Origin of the sequence: Comamonas sp. AG1104 (genome assembly GCF_003350425.1) — a bacterium.
Classification (GTDB): domain Bacteria; phylum Pseudomonadota; class Gammaproteobacteria; order Burkholderiales; family Burkholderiaceae_C; genus Comamonas; species Comamonas testosteroni.
Map to the genome: position 1 here is coordinate 536,206 of NZ_QQAS01000001.1, position 12,500 is coordinate 548,705.

The following is a 12,500-nucleotide window of genomic DNA, read 5'->3' on the forward strand; positions in this document are numbered from 1 at the left end:
TTGTTTGCGCAAGTTCTGCAAAAATTGCCGCGAGCATAGCAAGCGTTGGTGTCCCCGCGATGAACGCTGCTGCATCTGCCATCGCCGGCGCGCCGCAGGGCGTTGAAAATTGCGCGGCACGGCTGCTTTTGTCATTGCTGCGCAAGACCGGCCAAGGACGGGGATAATCCCAGCCCTTATGCCTTTGAAGATCAACTTCCCCGAGTCGCTTCCCGTATCCAGCCGTCGCCAGGAAATCATGGAGGCCATGGATCGCCATCAGGTCATCATCGTCTGTGGCGAGACTGGCTCGGGCAAGACCACGCAGCTGCCCAAGATCGCACTGGCGCTGGGCCGGGGCAGGCTCAATGCCGCGCCCGATGCCAACGGCCAGGTGCGCGGCCATCTGATCGGCCACACCCAGCCGCGACGGATCGCGGCTTCTTCGGTGGCCAAGCGCATTGCCGAGGAGCTGAACACGCCGCTGGGCGAAGTGGTGGGCTACAAGGTGCGCTTTCAGGACACGCTGCAGAAGAACGCCTCGGTCAAGCTGATGACCGACGGCATCTTGCTGGCCGAGACCCAGACCGATCCGCTGCTCAAGGCCTACGACACGCTGATCATCGACGAGGCGCATGAGCGCAGCCTGAACATCGACTTTCTGCTCGGCTATCTCAAGCAGATCCTGCCCAAGCGCCCCGATCTGAAGGTGGTGGTGACCTCGGCAACCATCGATGCCGACCGCTTTGCCAAGCACTTTGAGAGCAAGGATGGTCCCGCCCCCGTGATCATGGTTTCGGGCCGAACCTATCCGGTGGAGATGCGCTATCGCCCGTTCGAGGGTGAAAAGGACAAGGATCTGAACGACGCCATTGCCGATGGCGTCGATGAACTCTGGGCAGGCGGCAAGGGTGGCGATATCCTGATCTTCCTGCCCGGCGAGCGCGAGATCCGCGAAGCCGCCGACCATCTGCGCAAGCATTTGCAGCACTCGCCCACGCTGCGCAGCGCCGAGGTGCTGCCGCTGTTCTCGCGCCTGTCTCAGGCCGAGCAGGACCGTATCTTTGACGGCCATACGGGCCGGCGCATCGTGCTGGCTACCAATGTGGCCGAAACCTCGCTCACGGTTCCGGGCATTCGCTATGTGATCGACGCCGGTACGGCGCGTGTGAAGCGCTACTCCTTTCGCAGCAAGGTGGAGCAGTTGCTGGTCGAGCCGATCTCGCAGGCCGCTGCCAACCAGCGCGCGGGCCGTTGCGGCCGTGTGGCCAACGGTATCTGCATTCGCCTGTATGACGAAGAGAGCTTTGTCAGCCGCGACCGCTTCACCGACCCCGAAATCCTGCGCTCCTCGCTGGCAGGCGTGATCCTGCGCATGAAGTCGCTGGGTCTGGGCGATGTGGTGCATTTTCCCTTCCTTGAAGCGCCCTCGGGCCGCGCCATTGCCGACGGCTATCAGTTGCTGGCCGAGCTGGGTGCGGTGGACGATCACGGCCATCTGCTGCCCATGGGCAAGGAGCTGTCGCGCCTGCCGCTGGACCCGCGCGTGGGCCGCATGATTCTGGAAGCGCGCGAGCGCCGCGCCTTGGCCGAGGTGCTGATCATTGCCTCGGCTCTGAGCGTGCAGGACGTGCGCGACCGTCCCATGGAAGCGCAGCAGCAGGCCGACCAGCAGCACGCCAAGTTCGACGACGAGAAAAGCGAATTCAGCGGCTATCTGCGTCTGTGGCAGTGGCTGTCGGATGCGCGCGGCGGCAAGGTCGTGGCCAAGAGCCGCAAGGAGATGGCGGCCCAGCACGCGCCTGCGGCCAAGCCCAATGCGCGCAACCAGGCCTTCCTGCCCGTCAGTCAGCGTGCCGGCGGTGCGCAGCTCGAAGGCACGGTCGAGGAGCGGCTGGCGCTGTTCAACCCCGCCGAGCAGGCCCAACATGCCGACGAGGCCACGCACAAGATCAGCAACCGCCAGTGGGAACAGTTGCTGCGCCAGAACTTTATCAATATCCGCCGCGTGCGTGAGTGGCGAGATATCCACTCTCAGCTGCTGACGGTGGTCAAGGAGCAGAAATGGCTGCTCAACAACGAGGCTGCGGGCTATGAGGCCGTGCATCTGTCGATGCTGTCTGGGCTGCTCGGCAATATCGGTTACAAGGCCGAGGAGAGCGAGAGCTATCTGGGCGCGCACGGCATCAAGTTCCACCCGCATCCCGGCGCTCACCTGAGCAAGAAGCCCGGCCGCTGGATCGTGGCGGCCGAGCAGGTCGAGACCTCGCGCCTGTACGGCCGCGGCATTGCGGCCATAGAGCCGCAGTGGCTGGAGGAGGTGGGCGGCCATCTGCTCAAGAAGCAGCTGCTGGACCCGCATTGGAGCAAGAAGCAGGCCGATGTGGTGGCGCTGGAGCGCGCCACGCTCTATGGCCTGGTGGTCTACAACGGCCGCCGCGTGAGCTACGGCCGTGTCGATCCGCACGAGGCGCGCAATCTCTTCATCCGCCAGGCTCTGGTGGAGGGTGAGTGGGAAACCACGTGGCATTTCCTGCCCGCCAACCTCAAGCTCATGCGAAAGGTCGAGGAGCTGGAACACAAGAGCCGCCGCCAGGACGTGCTGGTCGACGACGAGCTGATCTTTGCCTTCTACGACCAGCAACTGCCCAGGGATGTGTACAGCGGCGCGACCTTCGACAAGTGGTTCCGCACCGAGAGCAGGAACCAGCCCGAGCTGCTGCGCCTGTCCAGGGACGAGCTGATGCGGCACGAGGCCGCCGGCATCACCACGGACAAATTTCCCAAGACAGTGAAGCTGGGCGGTGCCGATTGCAGCGCCAGCTATCTGCACAGCCCTGGCGACGCGCGCGACGGCATCACGGTCACCGTGCCGCTGTTCGTGCTCAACCAGGTGTCGGAGGAGCGTGCCGAGTGGCTGGTGCCGGGCATGCTCAAGGACAAGATCCAGGCGCTGCTCAAGAGCCTGCCCCAGCGCCCGCGCAGCCGTTTTGTGCCGCTGCCCGAGAGCGCCGCGCGGCTGGCCGAGCTGTTCACGCAGAACGAACGCTGGGCCCAGGGGGTGCTGATCGACGCCTTGCTCAAGCAGGTGCAGGCAGAGACCTCGCTGGATGTGAAGCGCGCAGACTTCAAGCTGGACATGCTGAGCCCGCATCTGTTCATGAACTTCCGCATCACGGACGAGCATGGCCGCCAGCTGGGCCAGGGCCGCAATCTGGGCGCGCTCAAGGCCGAGTGGGGCGCCAAGGCACGTGGCGCTTTTCAGGCGCTTGCTTCATTAAAGGTAGCTGCTAGCGCAGGTGATACAAGAATTTCAGAGTCAAAAGTATCTGAAAGTGATAGTAGGCAAGCGAAAGCAGCTCCTAAAAATGATAAGACTGCGGCGGGCAAGCCGGCCCAGTCGCATGATGCGCGCTACAAGGACTGGAGCTTTGGCGAGCTGCCCGAGCTCATGGAAATCAAGAAGGGCGGCACCACGCTGATCGGCTTTCCGGCCTTGATCGATCATGGCGATGCCGTCGGCATCGAAGTCTTCGACGAACCCGAAGCCGCTGCCACAAAGCACCGCGTGGGCCTGCGCCGTCTGTTCGCGCTGCAGATTCGTGATGCGCTCAAGTATCTGGAGAAGAACATTCCCGACCTGCAGAAGATGGCCGTGGCCTATATGCCGCTGGGCACGCAGGAGGAGCTGCGCGGCCAGATCATCGATGTGGCCATTGACCGCGCCTTTCTGCAGGAGCCATTGCCGAGCAACGAGGCCGACTTCAAGCAGCGCGTGCAGGACGGCCGTGGCCGCCTGACGCTGATTGCCAACGAGGTGGCACGCATGTCGGCCACGATCCTTGCCGAGTACGCGGCCGCCGTGCGCAAGATCAAGGACACCAAGAACGCGCCGGAGGCCACCAAGGACGCGAGCGAGCAGCTGCAAAAGCTGATGCCCAAGAACTTCATCGCCGTGGCCCCCTGGGCGCAGCTCGGTCATTACGCGCGCTATCTCAAGGCCATTACCTCGCGCCTGGACAAGTACCGGGCCGATCCGGCACGCGATGCCGCCAAGCTCAAGGAGCTGCAGCCGCTGGAGCAGCGCTACTGGCGGCTGGTGGCCGAGCGCAAGGGGCAGATCGATGCCCGTATGCAGGAGTACCGCTGGATGCTGGAGGAGCTGCGCGTGAGCTTTTTTGCCCAGGAGCTGCGCACGCCCTATCCGGTCAGCGCCAAGCGGCTGGACAAGGTCTGGGCGCAGCTGCAGCAGTGATGCTGCCCTGACGGCCTGGCAAGTGCGGCCCTGCCTGCCTAGGCGGGCCGGCTTTCGCCCTGCAGCAGCGGATTGCGCGAAAACAGCTCCACCACCCAGTCCACAAAGGCGCGCACCTTGGCGCTGAGGTGGGAGTTGGGCGGATAGACCACGTAGATCGGCAGCAGAGGGTGCTTCCAGTCTTCCAGCACCCGTTGCAGCTGGCCGTTTTCCAGGTACTTGTGAATCTGAAAGCGGCTGAGCTGCCCTATGCCCTGGCCCGCGAGTATGGCGCTGATATAGGCATTGCCTTCGTTGATGCCCAGGTGGGCGGGACTGGCGATCTCTATCACTTCGCCGTCTTTGTGGAACTCCAGCGGATAGCGCCTGGCCGAGACCGGCGAGAAATAGATCACATTGCGATGGCCGGACTCCAGATCGCGCGGATGCCGGGGCACGCCGTGGCGCTGCAGATATTCGGGGGCGGCAACCGTGATGAATTCCAGATTGCCGATGCGGCGCGCCACCAGGGACTGGTCGGCCAGCTCGCCGCCGCGGATCACACAGTCCACGTTGTCGCTGATCAGGTCCACGGTACGGTCGCTCACGCCCAGATCGATCTGTATCTCGGGGTAGCGGGACTGGAACTCGCTCAGATGGGGAATGATGAGCAGACGCGCCACCGTCGTTCCCACATCCACGCGCAGGCGCCCGCGCGGCGTGGTGCGCGCCTGGCTGACGCTGGCCTCGAGGTCGTCGAAGTCGGCGAGCAGGCGCACGGCGCGGTCGTAGTAGGCCGCACCGTCGGCGGTCACGGTGACGCGACGCGTGGTACGGTTGAGCAGCTTCACGCGCAGGCGCTCTTCCAGCGCCTGAACGTTCTTGGTCACACTGGCTTTTGGCATTTGCAGCGAATCGGCTGCACGCGTGAAAGTGCCGGCTTCCACGACCCGCGCGAAAATACGCATGGCCTGTATCTGATCCATGGGATCTCCTTGTCCTCGCGAAAACCCGGACTCGCCGAGGATGCGGGATTCTCACACACAGCTCACACCGTCATTGTTCGAGAATTGGAAACAGTGTGGCCGCGTTTGCGGGGTTTATGCCGTCAATTGCTGTTGCTACATTTCTGTTCCATCACCCGGTCCTGTCCGGAAAATCCATGTCAAACACCAAAGCCACCGCATTGCAGCCGATTACTCATACCGACACCACGATTTCCGTGGCCGACGGTGTGCAGGCCCATGTGCGCCTGTATGGCGGCAAGCGACGCGGGGAAGTGGTCCCGCTGGTGCTGCATTTCCATGGCGGTGCCTTTGTGGCCGGGGATCTGGACAACGGTTGCACCGTCGGCAGTTCGCTGGCGGCGGCCGGGGCCTGTGTGGTGTCGCTGGCCTATCCGCTGGCACCCGAGCATCCGTTTCCGCGTCCGCTGGAGCTGGGCTACGAGGTGCTGCTGTGGGCCTACAAGCAACGCACCAAGCTGGCTGGCAAGGGCGCTCCGCTCTATCTGGCCGGCGAAGAGGCCGGCGCCAATCTGGCGGCCGGCGTCTGCATGATGGCGCGCGATCAGCAGCAGCCCCCGCTGGCCGGGCAGATTCTGATCTCTCCTATGCTGGACCCTTGCGCGGCCACGCCTTCGCAGCGTGCCGCCCAGGGCGAGTCCGTCGAATGCAAATGGGCTTCGGGCTGGTGCCAGTACCTCGGTGAGCCGCATGATGCGGAGCACCCCTATGCGGTGCCGGCACGGGCCCGCCGCCTCGCGGGACTGCCGCCGACGCTGATTCTGGTCGGCGAGGCCGACCCCATGCGCGATGAGGCACTGAACTATGGCGCGCGGCTGGAAGCTGCCGGCCTGAGCGTGTTTCGCCATGTGTTTGCAGAAGCGGGGCAATGGCCGCAGGCGCTGCTGGAGCAGCCGCCCGAGTCCTGCCCTTGCGCCGCGCAGTTGCAGGAGCAGCTGCGCCAGTTTTTCGAAACCACTCGATGTCGGCTCTGAGCTGATCTTGCCCTGCCCAGATCGCTGACCTGATCCGTCCCTGTGGGCCGGACGCAGCACGGCTGCGCCTTTTTCCTCTCTTTCTCATTCGATTCCTGGCCTGAGCGCTGGAAGGGATGAGTCATGCCTGCCGCCGAAAGAGCCGCTACCGCTTTCAACCCTTGAACCAAAGACATTGCCATGAACGAGCACTCCAAACTCTCCAACCGCCGCCGGTGGGCCGCAGCCGGCGTCGCCGCTGCCGTGATCGCCACGACCGCCGCCATGCTGGGCCTGCAGGCATCGCACGCGGAAGCGCCGGCTGCGCAGGCCGCCGCGCCGGCCGTGCCGGTCTCGGCAGCCCAGGTTCTGCAGCAGGACGTGACGCTGTGGAATGAATTCTCTGGTCGACTCGAAGCCGTGCAGCGCGTGGACGTGCAGCCGCGCGTCTCGGGCGCGGTGCAGGCCGTGCATTTCAAGGAAGGTGCGCTGGTCAGGGCCGGTGATCTGCTGTTCACCGTGGACCCGGCTCCCTATGTGGCAGAAGTCGATCGCGCTGAAGCCCAGGTCGTTGCTGCCAAGGCGCGCATGGCCTATACCCAGAGCGAGTCCGAGCGCGCCACGCGTCTGTGGGACGAGCGGGCGATCGCGCAAAAGGAATACGACGAGCGCGTGAATGCCCGGCGCGAGGCCGATGCGAATCTGCGCGCTGCACAGGCTGCGCTGCAGACCGCCAAGCTGAACCTGGGCTACACCCAGGTCAAGGCTCCGGTGAACGGGCGCGTGGGCCGCATCGAGGTCACCGTGGGTAATCTCGTGAGCTCGGGGGCCGGAGCGCCGGTGCTGACCACCCTGGTGTCGGTGGACCCCATGTATGCCAGTTTCGACGCCGACGAGCAGATCGTGGCCCAGGCGCTGCAGGGTCTGCAGAGCTCAAGCCAGGGACGCAGCACGCGTGCGCTGATTGAAACCATTCCCGTGCAGATGGGCGTGGGCACCAGCGGCGGCACGCCTTACACCGGTCATCTGCAGCTCATAGACAACCAGGTCGATGCCAAGAGCGGCACGGTGCGTGTGCGGGCCGTGTTCGGCAATGTGGACGGCACGCTCATGGCCGGCCAGTTCGCGCGCATTCGCATGGGTCAGCCCCAGACCACCCAGGCCGTGCTCATCAACGAGCGCGCCGTGGGCACGGACCAGAGCAAGAAATTCGTGCTGGTGATTGGTGCTGACAACAAGGCCGAGTACCGGGAGGTGCAACTGGGCGCGCCGGTGGACGGCCTGCGTGTGGTCACTTCGGGCCTCAAGGCCGGCGAGCGCATCGTCGTCAACGGACTGCAGCGTGTGCGCCCCGGCGTGGTGGTCGCGCCTCAGGACGTGCCCATGGACGCCAAGGCCGAGCTGGCCGATGGCCGCAGCGCCGCCAAGCAACCTACGGTCTGAGAACCCTTAATCCTCCGACACCATGAACCTTTCCCGATTTTTCATCGACCGCCCGATCTTCGCGGGCGTGCTGTCGGTGCTCATCTTTCTTGCTGGCCTGATCGCCATGCGGACGCTGCCGATCTCGGAATACCCCGAGGTCGCTCCCCCTTCGGTGGTGGTGCGCGCCCAGTACCCGGGCGCCAATCCCAAGGTGATTGCCGAAACCGTGGCCACGCCGCTGGAGGAATCCATCAACGGCGTGGAAGGCATGCTCTATATGGGCAGCCAGGCCACGACCGACGGCGTGATGACGCTGACCGTGACCTTCGCGCTGGGCACCGACCCCGACAAGGCCCAGCAGCTGGTGCAGAACCGCGTCTCCCAGGCCGAGCCGCGCCTGCCCGAGGAAGTGCGCCGCCTGGGCATCACCACGGTCAAGAGCGCGCCCGACCTGACCATGGTCGTGCACATGGTCTCGCCCAACGGCCGCTATGACATCGACTATCTGCGCAACTATGCCGTGCTCAATGTGAAGGACCGCCTGGCGCGCATCCAGGGCGTGGGCCAGGTACAGATCTTCGGCGGCGGCGACTATTCCATGCGTGCCTGGCTCGATCCGCAGAAGGTGGCGCAGCGCGGTCTCTCGGCCGCCGACGTGGTGGCCGCCATCCGCGGCCAGAACGTGCAGGCAGCGGCCGGCGTGGTCGGCGCCTCGCCCGGCCTGCCTGGCGTCGACATGCAGCTGTCCATCAATGCGCAAGGACGCTTGCAGACCGAGGAAGAGTTCGGCGACATCATCGTCAAGACGGGCTCCGACGGCGCGGTGACGCGCCTGCGCGACGTGGCCAGGCTGGAACTGGGCGCGGCCGATTATTCGCTGCGCTCCCTGCTCAACAACGACCCCGCCGTAGGCATGGGCGTGTTCCAGGCTCCGGGCTCGAATGCTCTGGAGATCTCTGCCAATGTGCGCTCCACCATGGCCGAGCTGCAAAAGCACATGCCTGAAGGTGTGGAGTTCCGCATCGCCTACGACCCCACGCAATTCGTGCGGGCTTCGATCAAGTCCGTGATCCAGACCCTGCTGGAAGCCGTGGCCCTGGTGGTTGTGGTGGTGATCCTGTTCCTGCAGACCTGGCGCGCTTCCATCATTCCGCTGCTGGCCGTGCCGGTCTCGGTGGTGGGCACGTTTGCCGTGCTGCACCTGCTGGGTTTTTCCATCAATGCGCTGAGCCTGTTCGGCCTGGTGCTGGCCATCGGCATCGTGGTGGATGACGCCATCGTGGTGGTGGAGAACGTGGAGCGCAATATCGAGGCCGGCCTGTCGCCACGCCAGGCCACCTACCGCGCCATGCAGGAGGTGAGCGGGCCCATCATCGCCATCGCCCTGGTGCTGTGCGCCGTGTTTGTGCCCCTGGCCTTCATCAGCGGCCTCACGGGCCAGTTCTACCGCCAGTTTGCGGCCACCATCGCCATCTCGACGGTGATCTCGGCCATCAACTCGCTGACCTTGTCGCCTGCGCTTTCCGCGCTGCTGCTGCGCGGCCACGATGCGCCCAAGGACGCGCTGACACGCGGCATGGAGCGCGTGCTGGGCGGGTTCTTTCGCCGCTTCAACGCCTTGTTCCGCCGCGGCTCCGATGCCTATAGCGGCGGCGTGCAGCGCGTCATCGGCCGCAAGGCGCTGATGCTGGTGATCTACGCCGTGCTGGTGGGCGCGACCTGGGGTCTGTTCAAGCTGGTGCCCGGCGGCTTTGTGCCGGCCCAGGACAAGCAGTATCTGGTCGGCTTTGCCCAGTTGCCCGATGGCGCCACGCTGGATCGCACGGAAGACGTGATCCGCCGCATGGGCGAGATCGTCAAGAACAATCCCAATGTGGAAGACGCCATCGCCTTCCCGGGCCTGTCCATCAACGGCTTCACCAACAGCTCCAACTCGGGCATCGTCTTTGTCACGCTCAAGCCCTTTGCCGAGCGCAAGCATGCCGACCAGAGCGGCGGTGCCGTGGCGGGTCAGCTCAACCAGGCCTTTGGCAGCATCCAGGAAGCCTTTATCGCCATGTTCCCGCCGCCCCCCGTGGCAGGCCTGGGCACGACCGGCGGCTTCAAGCTGCAGATCGAGGACCGTGCCTCGCTGGGCTACGACGCCATGGACGCGGCCGTAAAGGCATTCATGGCCAAGGCCTACCAGACGCCCGAGCTGGCCGGCCTGTTCACAAGCTGGCAGGTCAACGTGCCCCAGCTCTACGCCGCCATCGACCGAACCAAGGCGCGCCAGCTCGGCGTGCCCGTGACGGATATCTTCGAGACGCTGCAGATCTACCTGGGCAGCCTGTACGCCAACGACTTCAACCAGTTCGGCCGCACCTATAGCGTGCGCGTCCAGGCCGATGCCGCCTACCGGGCGCGTGCCGAAGACGTGGGCCTGCTCAAGGTGCGTTCCACCACGGGCGAGATGGTGCCGCTGTCGGCGCTGATGAAGCTCGAACCCAGCTTTGGGCCCGAGCGCGCCATGCGCTACAACGGCTTTTTGGCCGCCGACGTGAATGGCGGGCCCGCTCCTGGCTTCTCCTCGGGTCAGGCCCAGGCAGCCGTCGAGCGCATTGCTGCCGAAACCCTGCCGCCCGGCATAGGTTTCGAGTGGACCGAGCTGACCTACCAGGAAATCCTGGCCGGCAATTCCGCCGTGCTGGTGTTCCCCATCGCCATCCTGCTGGTCTTCCTGGTGCTGGCGGCTCAGTACGAAAGCCTGACCCTGCCGATTGCCATCATCCTCATCGTGCCCATGGGCCTGCTGGCCGCCATGACGGGCGTGTGGCTGAGCGGCGGTGACAACAATGTGTTCACGCAGATCGGGCTCATCGTGCTGGTGGGGTTGTCGGCCAAGAACGCCATCCTGATCGTGGAGTTCGCCCGCGAGCTGGAATTTGCCGGCCGCACGCCCGTGCAGGCCGCCATCGAAGCCAGCCGTCTGCGCCTGCGCCCCATCCTCATGACCTCGCTGGCCTTTGTCATGGGCGTGCTGCCCCTGGTGCTGTCCACGGGCGCGGGAGCTGAGATGCGCAGCGCCATGGGGGTGGCGGTGTTCGCCGGCATGATCGGTGTGACGGCCTTTGGCCTGTTCCTCACGCCGGTGTTCTATGTGGTGCTGCGTCGTCTGGCCGGCAACCGTCCGCTGCAGCAGCATGGCAGCCATGTGGCACCGATCAGCGAGCCGGGTCACGGCGCCTCGGCCCTGCCCATGCCTGCTGCACCGCGCGGCCATGACGAATAAGCCCCAATCAACCATGGATTCCGATATGAAAACGATGCAAGGCATTCGATCCCTGATGCCGTCCCTGAGCGCGCTGACGGCAGCTTTGGTGCTGGCAGGTTGCGCCAGCGCACCGCCCACGGTGGCCGAGCATGCCGGCGTTGCCGTGCCAGCAAGCTTCAGCGCCCAGGCCGCAGCCGCGGGCTGGACGCAGGCTGCCCCGGCAGAGGCCCAGCCGCGCGGTGCCTGGTGGCTGGTATTTGCCGACGCCGAACTCAGCGCTCTGGTGGAGCGCGCGGGTGAAGCCAATACCGATGTGCAGACCGCTGCGGCACGCCTGGCCGAAGCCCGTGCGCTGCTGCGCTCGGCCGATGCCCAGCGGCAGCCGCAGATCGGGGCCTCGGGCGGCGCTGTGCGCCAGGCCGGGCTGAACACCGCGAGCGGCATGCAACCCGCAACCCTGGTCACGGCCGGCTTGAACTTCTCCTACGAAGCGGATCTGTTCGGCAGGCTGTCGCGGGCCAGCGAAGCGGCACGCGAGGATGCCAATGCACGCGAAGCACTACTGCAGAGCACGCGCCTGATGGTGCAGGCCGATGTGGCGCAGACCTATCTGCAGCTGCGTTCGCTGCAGACCGAACGCCAGCTGGTCGAGCAGAGTCTGGTGGCCTATCGCGAGACCTTGACGCTGATCGAGAAGCGCTTCCGGGCCGGCGATGCGGCAGAGCTGGACGTGGCGCGCATGCAGACCGAGGTTTCGGCCACCGAGGCCGAGACGCTGGCGCTGGAGCGCCAGCAGGCGGCCCTCACGCATGCGCTGGCCGTGCTTGTGGGCGATATCGCCACAAGCTTCACGCTGGCTGCACAGCCTGTGCTGGCAACGCTGCCTGTGATTCCGGCAGGCGTGCCTGCGACGGTGCTGGCGCGCCGCCCCGATGTGTCGGCGGCCCAGGCTTCGGTGCTGGCTGCCCAGGCCCGCGTGGGCGTGGCCCAGGCCGCATGGTTTCCGGCTATCACGCTCACGGGCAATGGCGGCTATGCCTCTCCGGAGCTGGGCGATCTGTTCAAGTGGTCGGCGCGCTCCTGGGGCATAGGCGCCTTGCTGTCCCTGCCCATCTTCGACGGCGGCCAGCGCGCAGCGCAGGAAGAGGGCGCACGTGCGCGTCTGGAGGCAGCAGTGGCCGCCCAGCGCGGCCAGGTGCTCGCGGCCTTTCGGGATGTGGAGGATCAGCTCAGTGCCTTGCGTCTGCTCTCGGGTCAGGCCCATGTGCTGGGGCAGGCCGTGCAGTCTGCGGAGCGCGCCACCCATCTCTCGGACGTGCGCTATCGCAACGGTCTGGTGAGCCAGCTGGAGCTGCTGGATGCACGCCGCAACGAGTTGCGCAACCGGCGCCAGGCCCTGCAGGTGCGCACCGCGCAGTACACCGCCACGGTGGCGCTGATTCGTGCACTGGGCGGAGGCTGGGACAGCGGCGAGCCCGTGGCGGCTCGTGGATGAGGAGGGGCCTGCTCCGGGCAGGCCTGAGCTGGGCCCAGATGCAACATCATCGCAGGCTCTGTGCCGGCCCGCGTCTACCGCTGTCGGCAGCTGCCTCTCTGCGTTGAGTGATGAAGCTCGGCACAAAGGTCTTCGG

6 protein-coding genes are annotated in these 12,500 nt (G+C 65.5%); 5 read left to right on the top strand and 1 reads right to left on the bottom strand.

Features of this window, described 5'->3' with window-relative positions; genetic code table 11:
• The first annotated feature begins 178 nt into the window (after nucleotides 1–178).
• Nucleotides 179–4,234 (top strand): ATP-dependent RNA helicase HrpA, encoded by a 4,056-nt coding sequence (gene hrpA / locus DFO48_RS02390; RefSeq protein WP_114862414.1) that lies wholly within the window; start codon nucleotides 179–181, stop codon nucleotides 4,232–4,234.
• 38 nt (nucleotides 4,235–4,272) lie between these two features.
• Here the strand turns inward: hrpA and DFO48_RS02395 are convergent, their stop codons facing one another.
• On the bottom strand, nucleotides 4,273–5,199 hold the full coding sequence (locus DFO48_RS02395; protein WP_003079594.1) for a LysR family transcriptional regulator: 927 nt from the start codon (nucleotides 5,197–5,199) through the stop codon (nucleotides 4,273–4,275).
• Nucleotides 5,200–5,375: 176 nt separating this feature from the next.
• Between DFO48_RS02395 and DFO48_RS02400 the strand changes: the two genes are divergently transcribed.
• The 4 genes from DFO48_RS02400 to DFO48_RS02415 all read left to right on the top strand — a co-directional run bounded on the left by DFO48_RS02400 (nucleotide 5,376) and on the right by DFO48_RS02415 (nucleotide 12,364).
• Nucleotides 5,376–6,212, top strand: coding sequence for an alpha/beta hydrolase (locus DFO48_RS02400; protein ID WP_114862415.1), 837 nt, complete (start codon nucleotides 5,376–5,378; stop codon nucleotides 6,210–6,212).
• A gap of 180 nt (nucleotides 6,213–6,392) precedes the next feature.
• Nucleotides 6,393–7,634 (top strand): efflux RND transporter periplasmic adaptor subunit, encoded by a 1,242-nt coding sequence (locus DFO48_RS02405; RefSeq protein ID WP_114862416.1) that lies wholly within the window; start codon nucleotides 6,393–6,395, stop codon nucleotides 7,632–7,634.
• Nucleotides 7,635–7,656: 22 nt separating this feature from the next.
• A complete protein-coding gene (locus DFO48_RS02410; protein ID WP_003079587.1) occupies nucleotides 7,657–10,887 on the top strand; it encodes an efflux RND transporter permease subunit in 3,231 nt (1,076 codons plus the stop codon).
• Nucleotides 10,888–10,900: 13 nt separating this feature from the next.
• Complete coding sequence (locus tag DFO48_RS02415) at nucleotides 10,901–12,364, top strand: efflux transporter outer membrane subunit (protein WP_114862417.1); 1,464 nt, start codon at nucleotides 10,901–10,903, stop codon at nucleotides 12,362–12,364.
• Nucleotides 12,365–12,500: the final 136 nt, after the last annotated feature.